The organism is Nocardia sp. NPDC003693 (genome assembly GCF_053981095.1).
Window position 1 is genome coordinate 1 of record NZ_JBSFNO010000001.1, and the last position, 22,880, is coordinate 22,880.

The 22,880-nt window shown below is 67.1% G+C and carries 27 protein-coding genes and 1 pseudogene; 18 read left to right on the forward strand and 10 right to left on the reverse strand.

Annotated elements, in window-relative coordinates; all coding sequences use genetic code 11:
- Both ACWDOP_RS00005 and ACWDOP_RS00010 read left to right on the forward strand, forming a co-directional pair.
- Positions 1 to 772, forward strand: a pseudogene (locus ACWDOP_RS00005) (hypothetical protein); the annotation flags it as partial.
- A gap of 32 nt (positions 773 to 804) precedes the next feature.
- On the forward strand, positions 805 to 1,887 hold the full coding sequence (locus ACWDOP_RS00010) for an NAD(P)H-dependent amine dehydrogenase family protein (protein WP_456343125.1): 1,083 nt from the start codon (positions 805 to 807) through the stop codon (positions 1,885 to 1,887).
- Positions 1,888 to 1,950: 63 nt separating this feature from the next.
- Here the strand turns inward: ACWDOP_RS00010 and ACWDOP_RS00015 are convergent, their stop codons facing one another.
- Positions 1,951 to 3,036, reverse strand: a complete 1,086-nt coding sequence (locus ACWDOP_RS00015) for an NAD(P)H-dependent amine dehydrogenase family protein (protein ID WP_456343126.1) — start codon at positions 3,034 to 3,036, stop codon at positions 1,951 to 1,953.
- Between the two features lie 217 nt (positions 3,037 to 3,253).
- On the opposite strand from ACWDOP_RS00015, the gene ACWDOP_RS00020 reads away from it, so the two are divergent.
- Positions 3,254 to 4,339, forward strand: a complete 1,086-nt coding sequence (locus ACWDOP_RS00020) for an S-(hydroxymethyl)mycothiol dehydrogenase (RefSeq protein ID WP_456343127.1) — start codon at positions 3,254 to 3,256, stop codon at positions 4,337 to 4,339.
- A 131-nt stretch (positions 4,340 to 4,470) separates the two neighbouring features.
- The gene (locus ACWDOP_RS00025) at positions 4,471 to 5,079 is read left to right on the forward strand and encodes a class I SAM-dependent methyltransferase (protein ID WP_456343128.1); all 609 of its coding nucleotides are present in this window, start codon (positions 4,471 to 4,473) and stop codon (positions 5,077 to 5,079) included.
- Here the strand turns inward: ACWDOP_RS00025 and ACWDOP_RS00030 are convergent.
- Positions 5,036 to 5,758, reverse strand: coding sequence for a TetR/AcrR family transcriptional regulator (locus ACWDOP_RS00030; protein WP_456343129.1), 723 nt, complete (start codon positions 5,756 to 5,758; stop codon positions 5,036 to 5,038). The genes ACWDOP_RS00025 and ACWDOP_RS00030 overlap by 44 nt on opposite strands.
- Positions 5,759 to 5,851: 93 nt before the next feature.
- Between ACWDOP_RS00030 and ACWDOP_RS00035 the strand changes: the two genes are divergently transcribed.
- From ACWDOP_RS00035 to ACWDOP_RS00060, 6 genes are all read left to right on the forward strand, one after another.
- Positions 5,852 to 6,961, forward strand: a complete 1,110-nt coding sequence (locus ACWDOP_RS00035; RefSeq protein ID WP_456343130.1) for a hypothetical protein — start codon at positions 5,852 to 5,854, stop codon at positions 6,959 to 6,961.
- Positions 6,962 to 6,971: 10 nt separating this feature from the next.
- Positions 6,972 to 7,535 carry an ester cyclase gene (locus tag ACWDOP_RS00040; protein ID WP_456343131.1) on the forward strand — a complete coding sequence of 188 codons (564 nt, stop codon included), beginning with the start codon at positions 6,972 to 6,974 and terminating at the stop codon, positions 7,533 to 7,535.
- Positions 7,536 to 7,573: 38 nt separating this feature from the next.
- Positions 7,574 to 9,163 carry a zinc-binding dehydrogenase gene (locus ACWDOP_RS00045; protein WP_456343132.1) on the forward strand — a complete coding sequence of 530 codons (1,590 nt, stop codon included), beginning with the start codon at positions 7,574 to 7,576 and terminating at the stop codon, positions 9,161 to 9,163.
- On the forward strand, positions 9,160 to 9,966 hold the full coding sequence (locus ACWDOP_RS00050; protein ID WP_456343133.1) for an MBL fold metallo-hydrolase: 807 nt from the start codon (positions 9,160 to 9,162) through the stop codon (positions 9,964 to 9,966). The genes ACWDOP_RS00045 and ACWDOP_RS00050 overlap by 4 nt, the downstream gene beginning before the upstream one ends.
- 113 nt (positions 9,967 to 10,079) lie before the next feature.
- Positions 10,080 to 10,898: a SigB/SigF/SigG family RNA polymerase sigma factor gene (locus ACWDOP_RS00055; RefSeq protein ID WP_456343134.1), complete on the forward strand. Its 819-nt coding sequence runs from the start codon at positions 10,080 to 10,082 to the stop codon at positions 10,896 to 10,898.
- A gap of 334 nt (positions 10,899 to 11,232) precedes the next feature.
- Positions 11,233 to 11,901: an HAD family hydrolase gene (locus ACWDOP_RS00060; protein ID WP_456343135.1), complete on the forward strand. Its 669-nt coding sequence runs from the start codon at positions 11,233 to 11,235 to the stop codon at positions 11,899 to 11,901.
- A gap of 63 nt (positions 11,902 to 11,964) precedes the next feature.
- Here the strand turns inward: ACWDOP_RS00060 and ACWDOP_RS00065 are convergent, their stop codons facing one another.
- Positions 11,965 to 13,659: a hypothetical protein gene (locus ACWDOP_RS00065; RefSeq protein WP_456343136.1), complete on the reverse strand. Its 1,695-nt coding sequence runs from the start codon at positions 13,657 to 13,659 to the stop codon at positions 11,965 to 11,967.
- 583 nt (positions 13,660 to 14,242) lie between these two features.
- Between ACWDOP_RS00065 and ACWDOP_RS00070 the strand changes: the two genes are divergently transcribed.
- Positions 14,243 to 15,007, forward strand: a complete 765-nt coding sequence (locus ACWDOP_RS00070) for a PRC and DUF2382 domain-containing protein (RefSeq protein WP_456343137.1) — start codon at positions 14,243 to 14,245, stop codon at positions 15,005 to 15,007.
- Positions 15,008 to 15,151: 144 nt separating this feature from the next.
- On the opposite strand, the gene ACWDOP_RS00075 is transcribed toward ACWDOP_RS00070, so the two are convergent.
- The 4 genes from ACWDOP_RS00075 to ACWDOP_RS00090 form a co-directional block, all read right to left on the reverse strand.
- On the reverse strand, positions 15,152 to 15,448 hold the full coding sequence (locus ACWDOP_RS00075) for a DUF4193 domain-containing protein (protein ID WP_456343138.1): 297 nt from the start codon (positions 15,446 to 15,448) through the stop codon (positions 15,152 to 15,154).
- Between the two features lie 225 nt (positions 15,449 to 15,673).
- Positions 15,674 to 15,853, reverse strand: a complete 180-nt coding sequence (locus ACWDOP_RS00080) for a hypothetical protein (RefSeq protein WP_456343139.1) — start codon at positions 15,851 to 15,853, stop codon at positions 15,674 to 15,676.
- Entirely contained in the window at positions 15,850 to 16,050 is a 201-nt protein-coding gene (locus tag ACWDOP_RS00085; protein WP_456343140.1) for a hypothetical protein, read from the reverse strand. The genes ACWDOP_RS00080 and ACWDOP_RS00085 overlap by 4 nt, the downstream gene beginning before the upstream one ends.
- Positions 16,051 to 16,083: 33 nt before the next feature.
- On the reverse strand, positions 16,084 to 16,506 hold the full coding sequence (locus ACWDOP_RS00090; RefSeq protein WP_456343141.1) for a DUF4254 domain-containing protein: 423 nt from the start codon (positions 16,504 to 16,506) through the stop codon (positions 16,084 to 16,086).
- A gap of 191 nt (positions 16,507 to 16,697) precedes the next feature.
- Here ACWDOP_RS00090 and ACWDOP_RS00095 point away from each other — a divergent pair, with 191 nt between their 5' ends.
- The 5 genes from ACWDOP_RS00095 to ACWDOP_RS00115 all read left to right on the forward strand — a co-directional run bounded on the left by ACWDOP_RS00095 (position 16,698) and on the right by ACWDOP_RS00115 (position 19,941).
- Entirely contained in the window at positions 16,698 to 17,567 is an 870-nt protein-coding gene (locus ACWDOP_RS00095) for a helix-turn-helix domain-containing protein (protein WP_456343142.1), read from the forward strand.
- The gene (locus ACWDOP_RS00100) at positions 17,564 to 17,917 is read left to right on the forward strand and encodes a DUF397 domain-containing protein (protein ID WP_456343143.1); all 354 of its coding nucleotides are present in this window, start codon (positions 17,564 to 17,566) and stop codon (positions 17,915 to 17,917) included. Before ACWDOP_RS00095 ends, ACWDOP_RS00100 begins: the two co-directional genes overlap by 4 nt.
- Positions 17,918 to 18,256: 339 nt before the next feature.
- Positions 18,257 to 19,081, forward strand: coding sequence for a SigB/SigF/SigG family RNA polymerase sigma factor (locus tag ACWDOP_RS00105; protein WP_456343144.1), 825 nt, complete (start codon positions 18,257 to 18,259; stop codon positions 19,079 to 19,081).
- Positions 19,082 to 19,223: 142 nt separating this feature from the next.
- A complete protein-coding gene (locus ACWDOP_RS00110) occupies positions 19,224 to 19,499 on the forward strand; it encodes a hypothetical protein (protein ID WP_456343145.1) in 276 nt (91 codons plus the stop codon).
- 124 nt (positions 19,500 to 19,623) lie between these two features.
- The gene (locus ACWDOP_RS00115) at positions 19,624 to 19,941 is read left to right on the forward strand and encodes a CinA family protein (protein ID WP_456343814.1); all 318 of its coding nucleotides are present in this window, start codon (positions 19,624 to 19,626) and stop codon (positions 19,939 to 19,941) included.
- Here the strand turns inward: ACWDOP_RS00115 and ACWDOP_RS00120 are convergent.
- Positions 19,838 to 20,104 carry a hypothetical protein gene (locus ACWDOP_RS00120; protein WP_456343146.1) on the reverse strand — a complete coding sequence of 89 codons (267 nt, stop codon included), beginning with the start codon at positions 20,102 to 20,104 and terminating at the stop codon, positions 19,838 to 19,840. The two genes, ACWDOP_RS00115 and ACWDOP_RS00120, sit on opposite strands and share 104 nt — an antisense overlap.
- Before the next feature lie 427 nt (positions 20,105 to 20,531).
- Between ACWDOP_RS00120 and ACWDOP_RS00125 the strand changes: the two genes are divergently transcribed.
- On the forward strand, positions 20,532 to 20,690 hold the full coding sequence (locus ACWDOP_RS00125) for a hypothetical protein (RefSeq protein ID WP_456343147.1): 159 nt from the start codon (positions 20,532 to 20,534) through the stop codon (positions 20,688 to 20,690).
- A gap of 1 nt (position 20,691) precedes the next feature.
- Here ACWDOP_RS00125 and ACWDOP_RS00130 read toward each other — a convergent pair whose 3' ends face one another.
- On the reverse strand, positions 20,692 to 21,066 hold the full coding sequence (locus ACWDOP_RS00130) for an STAS domain-containing protein (RefSeq protein WP_456343148.1): 375 nt from the start codon (positions 21,064 to 21,066) through the stop codon (positions 20,692 to 20,694).
- A gap of 859 nt (positions 21,067 to 21,925) precedes the next feature.
- Between ACWDOP_RS00130 and ACWDOP_RS00135 the strand changes: the two genes are divergently transcribed.
- Positions 21,926 to 22,303 (forward strand): hypothetical protein, encoded by a 378-nt coding sequence (locus ACWDOP_RS00135; protein ID WP_456343149.1) that lies wholly within the window; start codon positions 21,926 to 21,928, stop codon positions 22,301 to 22,303.
- Between the two features lie 76 nt (positions 22,304 to 22,379).
- On the opposite strand, the gene ACWDOP_RS00140 is transcribed toward ACWDOP_RS00135, so the two are convergent.
- The gene (locus ACWDOP_RS00140; RefSeq protein ID WP_456343150.1) at positions 22,380 to 22,817 is read right to left on the reverse strand and encodes an RICIN domain-containing protein; all 438 of its coding nucleotides are present in this window, start codon (positions 22,815 to 22,817) and stop codon (positions 22,380 to 22,382) included.
- Positions 22,818 to 22,880: the final 63 nt, after the last annotated feature.

Sequence of the window (22,880 nt, forward strand, 5' to 3'; positions counted from 1 at the left end):
GCTGCGGCGGTCTCGGATCGGGGACCGCGACCGTCTGCGGAGGCATCGCTGCACGCCGCGCTCTACACCGCGCTGCCCGACTGCGGCGCGGTGGTCACCGTATTTCGACGTACCGGACATCTTCACCGCGTTCGACGACGGCAAGAGCGCCGCAGACTACTACCCGCCGGTGCCCGCGGCTACCCTGTATCGGCCCGGCCTGCAACTGCATCCGCAGTACGTGATGGAGAACGGCGTCGACTTCGCCCATTTCAAGGTCGTGCACAAGACCCCGTTCGTGCCCGAGTTCACCCGGCACGACTTCTCCGGCCCGGTCTCCTACGTGGACTTCACCATCGCCTTCGACGAGAACGTCGCGGAGTCCGAGGTCAACAGCGGCGTGCGCTCGATCAACGCCGGGCTCGGCTGCTCGATCACCGCGAGCTGGGGCATGATCGACAATCGCACGATGCCCGCCGTCACGCCGGTGGACGCGGACACCTGCGATGTGCGCTTCACCGTGTGGATCGGACGCCGGCCCGGGGACGACGGCCCCGAGATCAACCGCTACGGCACCACCATGGCCGGGTTCGTCATCGACCAGTTCGCAGCCGATATCGAGATCTGGTCCCACCAGCGGTATACCGATCCACCGGCGCTGTCCCCCAAGGAGTTCCGCGGTTTCACCGCGCTGCGCGAATGGGCGCGCCAGTTCTACCCCGACGGCGGGCCCACCGGAACCGACCCGAACCGGCCGTACAGCGGCGCGATCCTGCCCACCTCCACGACGTAGTCCCCACCCGCACAACCGAACAAGAGGCACCGATGACCACTCCCCCGATTCGGGTATTCCAGGTCGCGACCGGCAATCTCGGCACCGAGATGATCGGCCGCGTGCGCAAACACCCCGACCTCGAACTCGTTGGCCTGCACTGCTATTCACCCGACAAGATCGGCCGCGACGCCGGGGAGATCGTCGGCCTGGATCCGATCGGGGTGATCGCCACCGGGACGGTCGAGGAGATCATCGCCGCCCGCCCGGACGTGCTGACCTTCCACGGGGTGTTCCCCGACGAGGGCCTGTACGAGAAGGTGCTCGAGGCGGGCATCGACGTGGTCACCACCGCGGACTGGATCACGGGCTTTCATCGCGACCGCAATCATCCGCACCCCTCGGGCCGCAAGGTCAGCGAGATTCTGCAATCCGCCTGCGAGCGTGGCGGTTCCACCTTCTACGGCACCGGCATGAACCCGGGACTGTGCCAGATCCTCGGCATCGTGCACACCGCGGACGTGGCCGAGATCGAGAACATCACGGTGACCGAATCGGTCGACGTGTCCTGTCATCATTCGGTCGACACCTGGAAGGCGGTGGGGTACGGGCGGCCGATCGACGATCCGAGCATCCCCGACTCGCTCTACAAGTACACCGCCGTGTTCTCCGACGCGGTCTACCTGATGGCCGACGCGTTCGGCCTCGAACTCGACGAGGTCACCTTCGACTACGAACTCGGCGCCTGCACCGAGGACGTCGACCTGGGCTGGTATTTCATGCCCAAGGGCTCCCTGGGCGCGAGCTACATCAAATACCGGGGCATGGTGGACGGAATCCCGCGCGTCGAAACGCATCTGGAGTGGCAGATGACCCCGCGCACGGATCCGGCGTGGAAGATCCAGGGCTGCTACATCACCGAGGTGACCGGCGACCCGAGTATCTACAGCAAGCACATGATTTTCCCCCGCAAGGGATTCGACCTGTCCAAGCCCGAGAATTTCGCTTCGATCGGCATGAGCGTGACCGGCCTGCCGGTGCTCAACTCCCTCCGGGCCGTGGTCGCGGCCCCGCCCGGCATCATCACCAGCGCCGACCTGCCGCTGCGTGCCTTCGCGGGCCGTTTCGCGCTCTGATATTCGAAGGGCTGCAAATACTTTCGACTCGGCGCGCGCCACACCGGCGCGCGCCGAGGTGCGTCAGTGCGCGGGAGCGAAATCGACCAGACCCGGGCGGGTGATCAGCGGCAGATCCAGAGTCGTGCGAATACCCGCGGGCGCGGCCAGCACCGCGGGGATCGCGTTGACCACCCGGCCCGCCGCGGCCACGATCGCGGCGTGGTTGTGGTCGCCCTTGCGGCTGGTGGGGCAGATGTCCACCGCATACGAAGGCTCACCGGTGATCTCGATGCGGTACGAGCCGCCGCCGTGCGCCGGGTAGGGCCAGTGCGGGCACAGGTCCTCACGCAGCCGAGTCACGTGCTCGATGACGATGACGGGCCGGTCCCCCACCATCCCGCGTACCTCGAAGCGCAGCGCCGCGAGGCCGCCGGCGGGAATGTGCCCAGCCGCGACGTCGAATCCCTCGGGGGCGGGCACGCGTTCACACTCTTCGGTGATGGCGTCGAGGGTGATGCCCAGACCGGCCGCGAGCTGGCGGATCGCGGGACCCCAGGCCAGCGACAGCACCCCGGGCTGGAACAGCATCGGCACCTCCTCGAGCGGCTTGCCGAAACCCATCACGTCGAACATGACGATCGCGCCGTCGTAGGTGGCGTAGTCGGCGATCTCCATGCACCGCACCTGCTCGACGGTCTGACACGTGCCGGTCAGGGCGAGCGGAAGCAGGTCGTTGGCGAATCCCGGGTCGACACCGGTGACGAACAGGCTCGAATCGCCTTCGCGCGCCGCCTCTTCCACCTTCTCGATGTACTTGGGCGGCAGCGCCTGCCACGGGTACTGCAGCATGCCCGGCGCGGTGCCGACTACGTCGACGCCCGCGGCCAGGATGCGGCAGCAGTCGGCCATGGCCTCCTTGAGCCGGGTGTCGCCCATCGCGCAGTACACGACGCAGTCGGGCTCGGTGGCCAGCAGCGCGTCGAGGTCGCCGACCGCGGTGATGCCCGTGACGGTGTCCAGGCCCGCGAGCACGCCCGCGTCGACCCCGACCTTCTCCGGCGTGGACACGCACACCGCGGTCAGCTCGTACTCGGGACTGCCGATCAAGCCCGCCAGGGCCAGCCGGCCCGCGTTGCCGGTGCCGACGTGTGCGACGCGAATGGGCATTCTCACTCCTTTGGGAAACCCGGCGAAGGACGGCCGCCATCCGAGGCGGAATCTAGTCCGTCCATCAATCCAGACACTAGTCTGGAATTAATTCCAGGACGCATGTTAGCGTCACATCGGCGGGAGGAACAGGCCGCGAATCGCCGTGCGAACGCGGTGGATTCGCACGTCTCCCGGCCGCCGCGGCGGCCGATCGATCTTCGAAGGAGCAGGGACTATGACGGAAACGGTGCGGGGCGTGATCGCGCGCGAGTCGGGGGCCGAGGTGGAACTGACCTCGATCACCATCCCTGATCCCGGTCCACACGACGTCGTGGTGCGGGTGCTGGCCTGCGGGGTGTGCCACACCGACCTCACCTACCGCGAGGGCGGGATCAACGACGAGTTCCCGTTCCTGCTCGGCCACGAGGCGGCCGGGGTGGTGGACCGCGTCGGATCCGATGTCAGCCACGTCGAGGTCGGCGATTTCGTCGTCCTGAACTGGCGCGCGGTCTGCGGCGTCTGCCGGGCGTGCCGCCGCGGCCGCCCGTGGTACTGCTTCGACACCTTCAACGCCTCGCGCCGCATGACCCTCGCCGGCGGCACCGAACTCACGCCCGCGCTGGGCATCGGCGCCTTCGCCGACAAGACCCTGGTGCACGAAAAGCAGTGCACGGTGGTCGATTCCGCCACCAACCCCGCCGTGGCCGGTCTCCTCGGCTGCGGTGTGATGGCCGGCCTGGGCGCAGCCCTGAACACCGGCAACGTCGGCCGCGGCGACAGCGTGGCCGTCATCGGCTGCGGCGGCGTCGGCGTGGCTGCGATCGCCGGCGCCCGCCTGGCCGGAGCGACCACGATCGTCGCGGTCGACCGCGACGCCACCAAGCTGACCGCCGCCGCCCACCTGGGCGCCACCCACACGGTCGACGCCGCCAGCGAGGACACGGTCGAGCGAATCAAGGAGTACACCAACGGTTTCGGCGCCGACGTGGTGATCGACGCGGTCGGCCGCCCCGAGACCTGGACCCAGTCCTTCTACGCCCGCGACCTCGCCGGCACGGTGGTCCTGGTCGGCGTCCCGACCCCCGACATGCGCCTGGAGATGCCCCTCCTGGACTTCTTCTCCCACGGCGGCGCCCTCAAGTCGTCCTGGTACGGCGATTGCCTCCCCGAACGCGACTTCCCCACCCTGATCGAGCTCCATCGCCAGGGCCGGCTTCCCCTGGATCAGTTCGTCACCGAGCGGATCGAGCTCGACGGGGTCGAAAAGGCTTTCGCCACCATGAAGTCCGGGCAGGTACTGCGGTCGGTGGTGTGCTGGTAGCCGCTGCGCGGGCTAGGACCGAGGGGTTGTAGCGGCAAGCCTCCTCGCACTCACCCGGCCTCCCCGCGCGGGCAACCGGCACCACGGTGGCAGAGTGGGAGCGGTATCGGACCGAGCGAGGAGGAACAGACATGGCCGGACGCACCCCGAGCCAGTGGGAGGAACTCACCGCGGCGGATCCGGCTCATTCGTCGTGGTACGTCGAACGATTCCGCGCGCTGGCGGCGGCGGGCACCGACATCGTCGGTGAGGCACGCATGATCGACGCGATGCTCGAGCGCGGCAGCCGCGTCCTCGACGCCGGGTGCGGTCCGGGCCGCGTCGGCGGCTACCTCCATCAGGTCGGCCACACGGTGGTCGGCGTCGACGTCGATCCCGTCCTCATCGCCGCAGCCGAACAGGATTACCCCGGCCCGACCTGGCTCGTCGGCGACCTCGCCGAACTGGACCTGCCGGCCCGTGGCGTCGCGGCCGAGTTCGATGTCATCGTGTGCGCGGGCAACGTCATGACGTTCCTGGCGCCTTCGACCCGCGCGGCGGTGCTGGGCGGGTTCGCCCGCCACGTCGCACCCACCGGCCGGGTGGTGGTGGGCTTCGGCGCCGACCGCGGGTACGAGTTCCCACAGTTCCTCGCCGACGCCGCCGAGGCCGGACTCCACTGCGACCTGCGGCTGTCGACCTGGGATCTGCGGCCGTTCAGCGACGAATCCGATTTTCTGGTGGCGGTTTTCTCGCGATAGTCGCCGCGGTGACGCGGAGGATGACCGCGTCGAGGGCCAGGTCCATGGCGTAGTCGAACTCGGCCTGGCTGTCGAAACGGGCGAGATAGGGGGCCGCTTCGACGACAGCGGGCAGACCCGACTGCTCGAGTACCTCCTGGCGTGCGGCTATACCGACGAGGTCGCTGGTCCCGTAGGTGGGGCCGGCGTTCACCTCACGCAGCAGTGTGCCGATGAGCGCGGCCACCAGGGTCCGCATCAGATGGACAGCGTCGTTCGGGGCGCATCCCGCGGAACGCAGGATGTCGAGAACAGCTTGAACCGGCGCCAAGCCCTCCACCGAGGACAACTGCCGGGTGAGCACCAGCGCTGCGGCCGCGGGATGCAGTAGGGCGCGATCACGGAACGCGTCCGCGACCGCGCGCAGATCACCGCGTAGATCACCGGCGCGCGGAGGCAGCTCGATCGAACCCAGCAGGTACTCGGCCACCGCGTCGAGCAGCCCGTCCTTGCCGTCGACATGGTTGTACAGGCTCTTGGGATCGACGCCGAGCACCCGTGCGACCGCCCGGGGACCCACCGCGCCGACGCCCTCGCTGTCGATGACCTGCAGGGTCGCCCCGACGATCCCCGCTCGGGTGAGTTGCCCGGAACCTTTCGGGGGTCGTCCGCGGCGCGCGGTGGGTGGCGTACTGGTCATGCCGTCATTCTGCATCACCCCCTTGTTTAAATCCACACCGTGGGTATATCGTCGTGACACCTAAAACCCACGCTGTGGATATTGGAGTCCGGCATGCGTTTCCCCTGGGGCACTTCCGATGTGGTCGACCTCCCGACCGTCGGGACCCGAATCGATACCTTCACCGACCTCGCACACGTCGAGGGCGGACCGGGCGCCCGCCTGGCGCGCGCCCGCGACCAGGCACTCGCGTTCCGACGCGAATTCCCGGGCACCGGCACCCCCGACAGCATCACGACCTGCGACCTGGTGACCCTGCCCTATCCGACACGGTTCGGACTGTTCCGGGCCTCGCGGGCGATCGCGCCGTTACTGTCGATCACCAACCGAATGCTCGTGATCCGCTGGCACGACTCCGACGGCCGGCCCCGCACCCTGCTGTTCGAGCCCTCCGACGTCGAACTCGGCCGCTACACACCGTATTTCGACACCCTCGCCCAACGCACTCCCGCCGTCCTCGAGCGGGCCACCGTTCGTGAGCACGGCACGGTCCCGGACCATCTGGCGCGCTTGGGAATCGCCCCCGGTGACGTCGACTATCTGATGTTCGACCACCTGCACACCCAGGACCTGCGGCGCTGGGTCGGCACCACCACCCATCAGGACGACCTCGGGACCACCCCGGTGGCTCGGTTCCCCCGCGCGAAGGTCATCGTGCAACGCGACGAGTTGGCCGCCATGGCCGAGCTGCATCCGCTGCAGAAGCCGTGGTACCAGCCCGCCGCCTACCGCGACGTGCCCGCGGAGGCGTTCCTGCCCATCGAGGGATCGGTCCTGCTGGGTCCCGGTGTCGCCGTGGTCAAGACGCCCGGGCACGTGTTCGGGAATCAGAGCCTGGTGGTCAACACCGCGACCGGTATCTGGGTCAGCAGCGAGAACGTGATCGCGACCGAGGCGCTGACCCCCGAGCACTCCCGGCTACCGGGGCTGGCGCGCTGGGCGCGGCGCTGGGACCAGGAGGTCGTGCTCAACGCCAACACCATCGAAACCACGGCGGATCAGTACAACTCGATCATCCTCGAGAAGACCTTGGCCGACCGCAGCCAAGCCGACCCACGGTTCCTGCAGTTCTTCCCCTCCAGCGAGCTGACCGGCATGTGGACCAATCCCGGCACCCATCCCACCTTCCACCACGGCCATCTCACCCACGGCCCGCGACACTGAAAGCCCGCTCATGTCAGCACGATTCACCCTGCCTCCCGAAGACGTCCTGCGCGCACGGGAGAAGCTCGTCCTCGACCACTTCCACGACGAGGTCGCCCAGGACTGGGACGCCACCCTGTCGACGTTCCCGCATCCGCACTACGAACTGATCGCCCCGATGCTCGTCCACGATGGCGACACCGAGGTCCGCGACTACTACCGCGACACCCGCCGCGCGTTCCCCGACCAGGACCACGAGATCATCGCCCTGCGGCACAGCCACGATGCGGTGATCGTGGAATTCTGGCTACTGGGAACGCATTTGGGGCCGCTGGGCAAGATCCCGCCCACCGGGTCGAAACACCGCACCCGCATGAATGCCTACTTCGTCTTCGACGAACACGAGCACCTGATCATCGAGCGGATCTACTTCGACCAGCTCACCGTCCTGCGTCAGCTGCTGGACGGAATCGACAAACGCAACCCCCGCGGCCTGCTCACCCTCGCCCGCGTCCTCGTCGGCGCCGCGTCCGGCGCGGGCGGCGATCCCGATCCCCGGCTGCTGGACACTCCGCCGGCCGATCTCACCGACTGATTTCCACCCGAAGCACTTTCATGGAGAAGACCCTCACAATGCGCGCACTCATCGGCGGGAAGACCAGCGACTGGGTCCTCGAAGACCGCGACCTACCCGAACAACTCGGCGCCATCCGAATCCAGGTCATGGCCGCCGGTCTCAATCGCGCCGACCTCTACGCCCTCGAGGGCAGCTACACCGCCAACTCCCAGGACGCCGGAGCGTTCGTCGCCGGCATGGAAGTGGCCGGGGTCGTGGAGACCTCGAGCCCGCTCGCCCCGCACCTGCCCGTCGGCAGTCGGGTCATGGGAATCACCGCCGGCGCCTTCGCCGACTACGCCCTGTGCCACCCCCGGCTGGTGGTGCCGATCCCCGACCACCTCGACTTCGATACCGCGGCAACGCTGCCCGTCGGCCTCATCACCGAACACGACGCCCTGGTCACCCAGGCCGGATTCAGCGCCGGTGACAGCGTGCTCATCGTCGGCGGCACCAGCTCGATCGGGCTGATCGGCATCCAGCTGGCCAAAACCCTCGGCGCCGCAACGGTTATCGCCACGACCACCAGCGCGGAAAAGACCGACGCGCTGCGGCGCGCGGGCGCCGATGTCGTGATCGACACCAGCACAGAGGAATTGGCCGCCGCCGTGCTCGCCGCCACCGACGGCACCGGCGCGACCATCACCCTCGACCATGTCGGTGGAGCCCTCTTCGCCCAGCTGCCGGCTGCCACCGCGATCGGCGGCACGATCGTCAGTATCGGCCGGCTCGCCGGCGCGGGCACCGATCTCAACCTCGACACCCTCGCCTTCCGTCGCCAGCGCGTGCTCGGAACCACGTTCAGTATTCGCACCCGCACCGAACTCGCGGAGGTCGTCGGCGCGTTGGCCGACAAGGTTCTCCCGGCGCTCGCCGCCGGCGAGATCCGGCCCGTGCTCGACAGCGTCTACACCGTCGACGACGCGACGACCGCCGCACAGCGCCTGCGTGACAACGCCGCCACCGGCAAGATCGTCCTGTCCTTCGCCGACGCGCACACCGGGCCGGCTCCGGCGCCCAGCCCGGTGGCCAACATGTTCGGCGGCATCGCCCAAATCGGTTACGTCGTACGCGATATCGAGGCCTCGATGCGCAACTTCGTCGCCTGTGGCATCGGCCCGTGGTTCTTCCTGCGCGGGGTGCGCCCGGCGGACTTCACCTACCGGGGACAGCCGTCGGACATGGAGATGGATGTCGCGGTCGCCAACAGCGGCGACATCCAGATCGAACTGATCACCCCGACCAACGACGCGCCCTCGATGTATCGGGACTTCCTCGCCGCCGGACACGAAGGCGTGCAGCATGTCGCCTACTGGAGCGAGAACTACCAGCGGTTCTACGATCGGGCGATCGACGCCGGGTTCACCGTCGGGCAGGAAGGCCGCATCGGCGGCGCCGACGGTCGCTTCGCCTACCTCGAAACCGAGCATCACCCCGGCACCGTGATCGAGATCTCCGATGTCGGCGGCACCAAGAAGTTCATTTTCGACCTCGTGAAACTGGCGGCCGCGAACTGGGACGGCAGCAACCCGATCCAGACCATCGACGCCGGTCTGATCGGCGGCGATCCCGCGGTCATGGCAACGATGCTCGAGGCACTGGGATGAAGGTTCACCACCTCAACTGCGGCACCATGCACCCGTGGGCCACGCCCGAGGGCCTGGTCTGCCACGTCCTCCTCCTCGAGACCGACACCGGGCTGGTCCTGGTGGACAGCGGGCTGGGATTGCGGGACGCCGCCGACCCCGCGGGCCGGTTCGGTCCGGGACGATTCTATGTTCGCCCGGAGTTCAACGCCGACGAGGCCGCGATCCGCCAGCTCGAACGACGGGGGTTCGACCCGCGCGATGTGCGCGACATCGTGCTCACCCACTTCGACGCCGATCACACCGGCGGCCTCGCCGATTTCCCGTGGGCCAGAGTGCATCTCACCGCAGACGAGGACGACGCGGCGCTGCACCCGAGCAGTGTCGTGGAGAAGGGCCGCTACCTGCCCACCCACCGCGACCACCACCCGATCCTGGTGCGCCACAACCCCGGCGAAGGGGATCGCTGGTTCGGATTCGCCGCCGCCAAGGAACTCACCGAGGTCGCACCGGGCGTGGTCATGATCAGCCTGCCCGGCCATACCCGCGGCCACGCCGCCATCGCGGTGGACACCGGCACACGATGGATCCTCCACGCCGGGGACTCCTTCTACCACCACGGGCAGATCGACGGCATCGGCCCGGTGCCGCGCGCGCTGACCGCGATGGAGTGGTTCGTCGCCCACGACCGGGACACGGTGCGCGGTAACCACGCTCGCCTGGCCGAGTTGTGGACCGCCCGCGCGACCGAACTGCTGCTGGTCAACGCGCACGATCCGTTCCTGTTACAGCGCGCCCTGCAGATCGACGCCGACCCGAGCTGACATGTCGCGCTGGACCGACCGCAGCATGGTTTTTCACCGACGGAGGGTTTGAAACGTTCCAGGGCGGGAAATGTCCTCGTGCCCCTGGTCGAAACAGCCCCGAGGAAGCCGACATGTCGACGACACCCACCCGCACGCGGCGCAGTGCCGATTCGTACGAGAACCTCGAGCCGCAGTTCGAGGAACTCGCCCGTCTGGACCCCGGCACCCCCGAACACGAGCGTCAGCGCCAGCGCATCATCGAACTCGCGCTTCCGCTCGGTGAGCACATCGCCCAGCGCTACGGCGGGCGCGGCGTCGACCACGAGGACCTGGTCCAGATCGCGGCGGTCGGGGTGGTGCTCGCGGTGGACCGCTTCGACCACACCGTCGGCGCGCCCTTCCTCGGCTTCGCCATCCCCACGGTCATGGGCGAGGTCAAGCGCTACTTCCGGGACAGCACCTGGGCCGTGCGCGTGCCCCGGCGCACCAAGGAACTGCGCCAGCAGGTCACGGTCGCGGCCGCCCAGCTCTCCCAGCGGCTCGATCGCGAACCCACCGCCCGCGAGCTGGCCGAGCACCTCGGCGTCGAGCTCATCGAAGTGACCCAGGCGCTGATCGCCAACAACGCCTACACGACCCAATCCCTCGATACGCGGACGCCGGGGCAGGACTCCGACACCCTGCCCGTCGCGATCCCGGCGGCCCTGACCTGTGTCGAGGAGGGGTACGAGCTGATGGAGGACTCGATCAGCGTCGGCCCGCTGCTGGCGCGACTCCCCGCTCGCGACCGCCAGATCCTGGCCATGCGCTACGGACAGGAGATGAGCCAGGCCGAGATCGGCAAGGCCCTGAACATCTCCCAGATGCAGGTCTCCCGCCTGCTCACCCGCATCCTGACCACACTCCGCTCCCAAGCGCAGGACACCCGGCCCGCCCTCCGGATCGCCTGAACCAGCAAGAGAGGTCGCACGGACCGGTCCGGCCCGTCAAGGGCCGAACCGCCTGTGTGCCAGCGGGGTATGAACGTGCTTGTTGTTCGAGCACGTTCACCTCGGATTCGAGGCCAAGGCGAAGCTGCGCTGTTGAACCTCACCCCGGCACCGCGGGTGTTACCCCTCCAACCACGTCTCACACAGGCCGCGACTCCTGGGCAATGAATTTGCGGAGTCGTCCGGCCTTCGGGCGCGCGCAGATCTCCCCCCGCCGGGCCGACGCTTGGACGGCGGGTGTGCTGGGTAGACAGCAAATAGCCGGCACGACACCGCGAGTTGAGGAGGTTGTTTCGTGTCCGATCCCGCAGCGGTCCTGTTCGACATCGACGGCACGCTCGTCGACTCCAACTACCTGCACGCGCGAGCCTGGCATCGAGCGTTCGCCGACGCGGGAGTGACCGTGCCTACCTGGCGTATCCACCGGGCCATCGGCATGGACGGCGATCGCCTGATCCACACCGTGGCCCCCGAACTCGACGACCAGGGCGCCGCGCACGCCGACAAGCAACACAGCCGTCTCTACCTGGATTCCGCCGCCGAACTCACGCTCTTGCCCGGGGCCCGGGAGATTCTCGCCGAGCTGCACTCGCGCGGTCTACGAGTCCTGCTCGCTACCTCCGCCCCACCGGACGAACTCGCGGTGCTGCGCGAACTGCTCGACAGCGACACCGTGCTTCATGCGGTGACCAGCGGAGACGATGTGGACCAGGCCAAACCCGATCCCAGGATCGTGCGGGTCGCGCTCGATCGCGCCGGTGTTCCCGCCGATCGCGCGGTCTTCATCGGGGACACGGTATGGGACATTCGGGCGTGCGCCCCGGTCGGTGTCCCGGCGATCGGTGTGCTCAGCGGCGGTATCTCTCGCGCCGAGCTCGAACGGGAAGGCGCGGCGGATGTCTACGATGATGTCGCGCAACTGCTTTACCACCTCGATTCCAGCTTGATCGCACGACTGCTGTGAGCGATGACGGTGGAGTGGAGGTCGGTGGCGGGTTCGTATGCGGAGAGCTCGGTACCCCCGAGGCTATCCGGTCCGGGTCATCGCCATCTCCTGGCCCTCGCTGGTGCGCAGGGTGAGGCTCGAAATCGATGCCTCGGCAGTGATATTGCGCATCCGTCCTTCCCCGATGAGCCGATCGACGAGTGTGTGCAGGCGTGGGGACCGTTGCTCGAGCGAGGTCATCTCCTCGGCGGTGACGCTCACGATGCCGTGGTACTTACGCGGCATGTCGCTCAGTCCTTCGCGCTGCCAGCCCATGCGGGTGTCGCTGGCGAGGTGCCCGGCGACATCGGTGCACGCACCGCCGGCCTCACACAGGCGCAGGGTGATTCGGTCTCCGGCGTAGTCGAAGTCGCGGGTTTCCACGGTCCAGCCTTCGGCGTCGCGGTAGCTGTAGTGGACTCCGGTGGGCGGGCTCATCGTCAGGTGGGAGGTGTCGCCGGGGCGGTTGTCCAGGGTGTCCGCCTGCTGCGGTTGGTCGGTGATGGTGAACGCCCAGTCGGCGTTCGGGTCGATGGGCTTGTGCCAGAAGCCGGTACGGCCCTCATCATCGCGGCCCTCCACGCGCAGTTCGCGTTCGTGCGAGCGGGCTCCGGTCTGGTGGATGCTGATGGTCGAGGTGATCTCGCCCGAGATCTTGGGTTGCGCAATCCAATCCGGCGCCGGGAGTTGGATATCGGCGTAGCGGTTGAACGGGGGACGCAACTGCGGGAAGCGTGAGAACTCGTGCTCGAAGTTGTTCGGTGCGGAGTCGAACGCCGATTGATCCTCGTAGGAGTACGAGAAGAACAGGGTGTCCGCGCCCGAGATATCGAAATCCCACAGGCGCGTGAACATGTCGCCGTACTCGTTGATGACGAACGTGGTCGAACCCGACGAGCTGAGATTGATCGCCCGGAATCGTCCGTTCAACGGGCCGGGGAGCTCGTAGCTGTAATCGTCGGCCAGTTCGCTGATTTCGGGATGCAGCGGGTCACTGGCGGGCAGCCACGGGTCCAGGATGGCGATCCGATCACCTTCGGGTGAAAGCACGTACACCGTGGTGACGCCGGCCCCGCCCACCGGGACCTCGTGTCCCGATGCGTCTGTCCAGCGTCCGTCGTGCCGGAACGGCAGCACCTGAACGTACTGCGGGTTCAACCAGGACAGGCTCCAGGCCTGCGAGCCCGGTCGCACCCGCGTCCCGGTGGGATCGAGCCAGATCGGCGCGCCGAATCGCTTTGTCCACCACCACAGTTCCGGTGTCCAGTCGGCCGATTCCAGGGTGTAGATCCAGCCTTCGGGCCCGGTGGCCATCAATCGGCTGCCGTCCACCGAGATACCGGTGATCTGTCCGCGCAGGCAGTTGGGCACCGGCGGAACGCGCCAGCCCGACTCCCCCGCGACGGCCTTGATGTACAGGTTGTTGTCCAGCAGCGCGTACTGCCACACCTCGTTGAATCCGCCCTTGTCGGTGCGCAGTTCAATCCGATTGGGTAGCCGCGCGGCGACATCCGGCGGAACCGGAGGCATCGTCAGCAGGCCGATACCCACGTCCGGGCTGTACAGCGGCAGCGGCCACGCACCGGCCCGCCCCGGCAAACCCAGTGCGGCACAACTGATCTCCTCGGGCAGAATGCCCGACCACGGCCACCATTCGTCCGCCGCCGCCGGACGCGCCGCGGCGACCGACGTCGCCATCAACCCCGCCACGAGCACGCCGCCCCAACCCTTGCGCACCGGTTCCGTCTCCTTTGATCCACATGAAATCGGGGAAGAACACACCACCACGCCCGCTCCCTGCCGGTGAGCGGGAGGCGCGACGAAAGCCGGCCACGAGGTTCCACTGTTCGCACTGGTCGAGGGGCGACAGTGGTCAACTCCGCGACACATCCTGGCTCACGCGCCGTTGTGAACGTCCTACCGACACGCCGGGCGGTAATGCTGGTGGAAGATGCGACCTCCAACCTGCGGTCGCTGGGCGCAGGCGTGCAGCACGTGCCCGGCCGCTTCCCCGGCAGCGCTACGGCAATCGAGAGCGCGAGCAAGCGACCTGTACCCGGGTCACCGGGAGTGGCAGTTCAGCGCCTCGATCCAATAGTTATCTTCACCGCAGAACGCCAGTTGATGCCAAGATTTTCGGACCCTCCGCACAGTGTCAGTTCATCCCGCGACGTTTGTTCGGCTGATACCCGGGTAGTTGCCGGAATGTCGCTGGCTTTGTCGACGCGAAGCCGGACGGCCGGCTCGAATCGCATTCTCTCCTTCCGAGTACTGCCCGCGCTACGGCGGGCCAATCGAATTCGACGATCGAGGAGGAATCATGACCGGATTGCTCGACGAGATCATCGGTAACTCCGTGTACGACCGGGGTGGCGACAAGATCGGCAAGGTGAAGCAGATCTACATCGACAACGTCTCGGGTGCGCCGACCTGGGCGGCGGTGTCCACCGGCTTCTTCCACGACGACTCCCTCGTGCCACTGGCCGGTGCGCGGCATCAGGCGGGTTCGGATCAGCTCCAGGTGCAGGTCGCCAAGGATGAGGTCAAGTCCGCACCGCATATCGCCATGGACCACGACATCACCGCCGACGAGGAACAGCAACTGTTCGTGCATTACCACGTCGACCCGCAGCGGGCCGGATGGAACGCTTTCGCGGACCCGACAGGTCAGCAACCGCGGTCGGACGAGCAACGACGTCCGCGCGGCAGCGACGAGGGCCTCGTGCGTTCCGAGGAGCACCTCGAGGTGAACAAGCAGCGCACCGAGACCGGCACGGCCAAGTTGCGCAAGTACGTGGTCACCGAGGAGCAAACCATCACGGTGCCCACCACCCACGAAGAGGTGCACGTCGTACGGGAGCCGATCACCGACGCCGATGCGGTCGGGGCCGTGGATTTCGGCGAACAGGAGACCGAGGTGACCTTGCACGAGGACCAGGTCACGGTCACCACGGAGGCGGTGCCCGTCGAGCGGGTCCGCCTCGCCGTCGACGAGGTGCAGGACAGCCAGACCGTGGAAGGCACCGTGCGCAAGGAACGCTTCGAGACCGAAGGAGTCGACGAGGACCCGAAGCGTAAGCGATAGATCATCGGCCGCAACGGTTCCGGGGTCAGGGAAGGCTCCGGAACCCGCGGCGGCTGCGGCGCGGGCACTTGGAAGTGATCCGCGCCGAGCTCACCGCGCACCACCGCTTCTCATTCGGAACGGATAACGCGGGTCAGGCCGGAATCACGCCGCGCAATCGGCGCACTCCGTCGTGGCGTCGTTCGCGAGGCGGCTGCGATGGTGGACCAGAAAACAGCTCGAGCAGGTGAACTCGTCGGGCTGTTTGGGGACCACGGGCACCGCCAGGACCTCGTCGGAGAGATCCGCGCCGGGCAGCTCGAACAGGTCCGCGATATCGGTCTCGTCGACGTCGACCACCGCGGCCGCGGCTTCCTCACGGCGAGACTTCAGTTCATCGACCGAGTTCTGGGTTTCGCCCTCGATCTCGGTCCGTCGGGGCGCGTCGTAATCGGTTGCCATGGTTTCCCCTCATCGTGTCCGGACCGGCCCTGCTTCGCCGCGACCGCCGAAGCCGAGCCGGTACCCCCTTGAATCACCACACCGTATATACCCGGACATACGGGATTATTCGACCTTCCGCGCGGGCGTGTCCTCTGGGATTTACCTGGCCCGGCCGGCTCGCTCAGCGAGGGCTCTGGTCCGACATGTTTGCGGTCGGTGCAGACGTGCGTCGCGAGCGAACGATCAGGTGGTGGAATACGCGACGGCCGCAGCAAGGACGCGGCAATCAGATCGGTGCCCGTGATGGATGCGGCGCAGCTGCTCGGCGCGTCGCGAGGTCAGGGCGACAACTTCTACGTTGCAGAGGATTTCGGCCAGCCGTCCGTCCGCGTGGACGAACATGTGACCCGACGTGGGGGTCATCGGTGGCTCGGCAGGGCGGGCAGGTGGGCCGCTTCGAGTCTTTCACGCTCGATCCGCGCCGCAATGCCGCTCACGGTCCAGCGCGCGTCCCTCGGCACAGAGGGACGCGGATACGCCACGGCATCGGACAGCAGCGCCCACACCGCCGCACCGCCGAGACCGAGGCCGATCAGGAATGTCCATATCGCTGTGATCATCACACCCTCCGAACGTGCGGAATCGAGGACTTCTCATTGAGCGCAGGGCAGTCGGCGCCGCCCGGAGGACACCTCGTCGGTGAGGTCCTCGTAGCCGACGGCCAACTCCGCCAACCGTTCCCACGCGTCCCACAACTCCAGGTCGACGGTCCCGGCCAGCGCCGCGTGCGCGGACGCGCTGAATCTCGCCAGTCGATCGATGACCATCCCGAGAGTTTCGGTGTGCAGACGCGCGCCGCCCGGGGCCGGCGGTAGTTGCCTGGCCACCCACAGATCGATGTCGCGAACCAGTCCGGCACGCAGCCGATCGAGCTCCACGGGCACGAACTCCCCGCAACCCAGTAGCCGCTGATGGATGCCGGCCAGCTCGCCGACCCAGCGGAGTAGCGGATCATCCTGGGGCACATCGCCCCTGCAGGCAGCGAGCACAAGGCGCTTGGCGGGCAATGGGTCCATCGAGAATCACCTTTCATCAGGTGAAGAGCGGGAGCACCGGGGTAGAGGTCGGACCGAAATGACTCATGTGACGAGCGACACAATCAAGTTAGTATCGTATACCGCAAATGGCAAGCAGTAATCTCTAACGCCATGGGCTACCAGATCTTGATAGCCTTGACCGGTCAATCCGGAGCGCAGGAGGTCCAGCGGTGAACTCGAGTTCGGCAACCGTCGCTCGATGGGAGTTGGCGATCCGCCTGCGACAGCGGCTCGAGCTGCTGGGCATCAAGGTTCCGGCGCTCTGCAAGGAGGTCGGCTTCACCCCCGCGTACTGGTCTCATGTCATGACCGGCCGAAGCGTGCCTACCCAAGAGAAGCTCGGCCAAGTCCTGGATGTGCTGGAGTTCCCAGACGCGGAGCGATCCGAAATGCTCGAACTGCGAGTCGCGGCCAAGGAACCCGGGCATTGGGCGCGCTTCTCGGCGTTGTTCGGTGATGAGCTCATGCGGCTGTTCGGCCTGGAGCAGGGTGCGCACAGCATCCGCGAGTACGAGGGCGTACTGGTGCCGGCCATGCTGCAATCCCCCGATTACATTCGTGCCCTGATGAATTCGCCGTATGGAGTACGGTCCGCAGTCGAAGCCGACCAGTACATCGAAGCGCGAATGATGAGGCAGGAGAGGTTGACCGGGCCTGAACCCCTGCACTTCACCGCGATGTTGACCGAAGCGGTTCTACTGCAACACCCATGGGGCGAGAAGATCCAGATTGCGCAGCTCCATCACATTCAGATGCTGATGGAGCAGTACCCCAACACTATTGACGTCCGGGTGATCCCGTTCGGCGCCCCCGAATACGCCGCCCTCAGCGGCACGTTCTATCTGATCGACTTCGCAAGTTCACGACTGCCAACGGTTGCGTGGTACGAGAACGCGCTGTTCGGGCAGATCGTCGACGACTCCGTTCAGGTTCGAAACCTGAACTACGTCTACGAAAAAGTGTTTGCTGCCATGCCAAGTCGCGAGCACTCCTACGACCTGATCGACAGGACCGCGCGCGAGCTAGCATCGAGAGCATGAGCACTGCCGGTCCGAGCCCTTCCCGCACCACCTGGTTCAAGTCGAAATATTCGAAAGAAGCAGGCACCTGCGTCGAGGTTCGTTTCGGTGTTGACGCCGCGCGCATTCGCGACAGCAAGTACACCGGCCCCGCCGACGACCAGCCGATCGTGTCGATTCCGCCCGCGCTGTGGCCGGACCTGCTCGGCCTCGTATTGAGTGGCGAGTCCGGGGTGGTGGGCAACGCGCGGATCACCGTAGGTATCGAGGACGGTGCCGTAATCGCTTGCCCCGGAGCCACTTTGACGTTCGGAGCCGACGAATGGGATGCCTTCACGAAGGGCGTCGCGGACGGCCAATTCGATCGCTGACAACGCAATGACCTGCCCGCGGCAGTGAGTCTGCACGGCCGAGGGTAATCGGCCGCACAGACCGGCTACAGCAGCATCGTCCCAGACGTCCCCGAGCGGTGTGGCGGCTGGAAACCTACCCGACCGGCCGCCCCGCGAGACCGCGAACAAGGCATCCGGTGTGGCGGCGTACGCGGCAGGCCGCGAACAACAGGACCGCGGTGGGCACCGACCCACATAACGCCCTGAGCAGGGGTATTCCGATTGGTCGGTCGATCTCGGTTTCGGCCCTCATAACCCGGGCACGCCAGACATATGGCCCACTAACCGGTGGCCGTCCCCTGCTTTGAGGACACCGATATGTCCGCACGAACGATCGGAAGCGACCACGACGCACGAATCAACGACGATCCGTACGAAAACCTCGAGCCTCGACTCACCGAACTCTCGGACCTGATGCCCGGGTCCCCGGAACACACCTGCCTGCGCGACCGGATCATCCAGACCGCGCTCCCGCTCGGAGAGCACATCGCCAACCGATACAACGGCCGCGGTGTCGACCACGACGACCTCGCCCAGGTCGCCGCCGTCGGCGTGGTGCTGTCCGTGGATCGATTCGATCCCGCCCGGGGCTCGTCCTTCCTGGGTTTCGCCATCCCGACCGTGATGGGCGAGGTCCGCCGCTACTTCCGCGACAGCACCTGGGCCGTGCGCGTCCCACGCCGCACCAAGGAACTCCGCCAGCAGATCGCGACCACGATCCCCGAACTCGCCCAGCGGCTCGAACGCGAACCCACCGCCCGCGAACTCGCCCGCCATCTCCAGGCCGACATCCACGAGGTCACCCAGGCGTTGATCGCGAACAACTCCTACGCGACCCAATCATTGGACGCGCGCCTGCCCACCGACGACGGCGACAGTGCCCCCACCATGCGGTCCGAAGTACTCGCGGTCGCCGAAGACGGCTACGCGCTGATGGAAGACTCGATCACCATCGGGCCGCTGCTGGCCGAACTGCCCAAGCGCCAACGTCAAATCCTGTCCATGCGCTACGGACAGGAGATGACCCAGGTCCAGATCGGCAAAGCCCTGCACATCTCCCAGATGCAGGTATCGCGCGAGCTGTCCCGCACCCTGACCACACTGCGCGAACAAGCCCTCGACCACGCACACGAAGCCGCCTAGCCGTCGGCACTGTTCGCGCCCCCGAGCCGAGGCGCGCTCTCCGGCCTCGCGGCCTCGCCTCCCGAATCGCAGGACCGTTGAAACGATCATGTCCGGCCCGCAGCGTGGAACCTGTTGTACCCCCGCGGAAATGGAGTTATCGATGACCGCTTCGCACGATGCCGCGACTGCCGCGTGGAACTCACTATCACCGGCGAGCGTAGGACCGCTCAAACAGCTGCTGGCCGAATTCGGATTTCCTCCCACCGGAACGGCAGCGGATCTGAGCCCGGGCCAGGCGCAGGCGCTCACGGCACTCGCCGACGCCCTCGCCTCCGATACCCCCGACCATCCCCCACTGTCGCCCGCGGGACCGGTGCCGGATTCGGCCGTCCTCGACGATCCGCCCGCCGGCGGCGCTCCGCCGACAAGCCCGTAGCTACAGGCAGACACCGTCGTCGGTCGCCCGCTTCCCGGCGGTAGGTTGACACCGTGCCCACGATCGAGGAGCGAGCGGAGCGGTCCGAAACTGCCGCGCGCACAATGGCTTCCGAGCGCGCACTCTGCTCGCCGCCGACATCACCGTCGCGGTGACCGGCGTGGGCGGCCCTGACGACCAGGACGGAGAGCCCGCCGGGTCGGTCTGGCCGGCGGTGGACAGCGCCGATCGACATTCCGCACGCCACAAGCCGTTCGACGGCGACCCAAGGGGAAGTCCTCGACCGAACGGTCGAGGCTGCGCTCGGCATGGTGCTCGAAGCGACCGAATCAGCATTCTCACGGGCCCGACGAATCCTCCCGCAGAATCGCGTCGATCCGATCTATCCGGGTCTGCACGAGGGCTTCGTCCTCTCGAGCAGCGACGTACTCCTCGCCGATGATCGCACTGCCGCCGTGCTGCACCTGATCTATCGACTCGGCCAGTTTTGCCCGGAACTTCACGAGGTTCGCACGCTCGTCACGCAGGCGTGCAGCCTCCGATTCGGACAAACCCATCTCGTGCCTCCTATCGACCACTGCGAAATACGTGACCGCGAAGGTCACCCGTGGGACCTACCCCGCCCCGCGACGCCAAACCTGACCGCAGTCGATGATCGACCGGCGCACTCGGCGAGAACAGCCACCGGGTATTTACTGCTTGCGTGCTGCGCGCGGTTCGGTCGGGCTCGCGACTCGGTATCCGTGCAGGACAACAGCATTAATCGGACATTCGCGACGACTTCGCCGAAAGGTGTTTGGGCGCGGTGCCGGATGGTCAAACAGATGCTGGAGCCTTCTGCTCATTCGGGGCCACGGCACCGCACGGCAACCCGGTCGTATGCCCAAGCGGCCCTTGTCGTTCGGTGCCGCGATAGCGGAAATCTCCGTCTCGGATACGAACGCCTGGCGGGAGCCACCCAACCTCACGATCCCTCCCGCCAGGCGCCGCGACAACACCGGCGCACGCGACAGCTAGTGGAAGGGGTTGGCGGTGGACGATTCCCGCACCAGCGCGAATCTGCGCCGAATCGCGGCGCAGATCGTGGAACGCTACGGCAGCATCGACGCCTTCTGCGCACAGATGTACCTGCTGCTGGACTACCCCACCACCGAACTCCCCCGCACCGGGGCGTACGAACCCGCGGGGTGAATCAGTTCCCGGGCGGGGCGACCGCGGCCGCGGTACACACCAGCGCCAGCGCCCGATACGGATACACCGCGATCAACGTATCCAGGCCCGCCACCCGCAGCACCCGCGCGCCGGCGTCGGTGGCGATCACGGCGAACAATGTCTCGGGCGCGGAGGCGTGGGCATCGAGTAGTGCGCGCACTCCCGCCGAGCCGATATGGCTGACCCCGGTCAGATCCACCAGCAGCCGGGCCGGGCGCGCGCAATCGGCGCGGGCCAGGGCCCGCTGCAAAGCCGGAACGGTGTAGCCGTCGATCTCCCCGTGGACCACCAGCACCGGCCCGAAGTCGTGTTCGTGCTCGATCTCGATTCGTAACCGACCCGCTCGAGTAATCATCGTGCCCGCCCTTCGTGAGGGATCCGCGTGCCGGCGCGTCGTCGATCCGTTTGGTCCACACCCCGCGGAACGGGCCGCCGCTGTAGCAGCCGAGCTCACCGAAACCGAGATTGTCGACATGGAAGAACAGAATGTTCGGCACTGACACGACTTCTCCCTTCACGAGCACGGGGTGGGTTCGGTTGTCACACAGCGAGATCCGATCTACGCAAGGTCAGCACGGGCATGCATGCCTGGATGCCCGGTCACAGCATGCACCCGAATGCCACAGGGATTCCGTAGGCACGCGCGGCTCAGGGGTCGCGACCGGCCCGGCGGACAAAATCGGGTCGATGTCCGGCAGTGTCGGTCCGCGGCCGGGTGTGCGCTTCACCCCACCCGGGTGAGACACGCGCCCCCACACCCACGCCATCGTCGCTGCGAACAACCACCCGCCGAGATGCGCTTGCTGAACGCCGACACACTGCTCGGCGGCGTCCTTGCTCGTGTACTCCTGGGACCGGGCTTCGTCAGAGCACTGAGCCGATAACGCCGGTCGCCGCCGCGCCGGTGCGGGGTGGGGATGTGGGGCCCGCACCGGCGCGGCGGCATTCCTGGACGGGTCCCGGAGGAGGGACAGGACCCGCGCCGCCCTGGGCGGCCGATACCTCGCCGCCCAACCCTCGCGACGAGCTATCGCCAGGGAACTATCCGCCCGCCGTCGGTCCAAACGCCTTCGCTGTGAACTGGTCCGATATGCCAGATAGGTCGGTATGAGTAGGAACAGTGTTGTGGGGGTGGGTGTTTCGAGTCGGTCAGGCAGGTAATGCCCCTCACATACCCGTTCCCGCAGGACGGGGCCCCTAGGGAAAGACGTGTCATGACAACCGTTTCCACCCCACGTTCCTGTCGCCCTGACCGTGCCGAGCACGCCGCCCGGGCCCGGATCCACGCGTTCATCACCGAACTGGTGGCCGCCGGGATCCGCCCGACCCGACACCATCACGGCCCCGGCACAGGACGGCGGGCCTCGATCACCGTGGTCGGCTGGAGTGTGGGCGGGTGCCGTGGCCTGGTGCGCGGTTGCGGACCCGACTGCGAACTCGTGGTCACCACGACCGCGAAACTCGTGGTGATGCCACGCGCTCGCCTATCCCGATCCCGCCCGCACTACGTCGACCTGCCGAACTTCCCGGACCTGGACGCGGTGCTGGCGATGGGCCGGGCGATGCTGTTGCCGCGCCCGCGTATCGCCTGACCTCGCCCGGCCGGTGCAGGCCTCAACCGCATCGTGCGCTCTCCCGGCCACGATGCTCGTCGCGGACAACGCTATTTCAGGGTGCCACCGGGTCGGTCTCGAATGCCCACTGCTGCTCGCGCCCGCCGGCGTACGGACGCAGCGACACCGACGGGGCGAGGTCGGGATCGTGGCGGTGCGCGGTCCAGACCAGGTCCTCCGAAAGTGATTTGATCACGTACAGACCATCACCCGCGGCCTCGATGAGCCAGGTGCCCGTGCTCGGGTTGAACTCCTTGTGGCACGCCACCTCGTCGGTGCCCTGCCCGGCCGCCAGCGAACTCAGCGCCTCGTTCTTGATGGTGTAGCCCTCGTCGAACGCGGAGATCTGCCACTGCTGGAACAGCTGCCCGAACTCGGTATCGAGCGTGATCCAGGCCGGATCCGCCACGGGATCCGACGGGAAACTCTTGGCCCACGGCCGTTCCCCCGCCTGATTGGTGATCGTGACGAGTGTGTCGGTGGGAATGGACATGCTCGTGTTATCCATTGCTCGGCGATACCCGGCACCCGGTCCGGGAACCCCATCCTCCGGGGC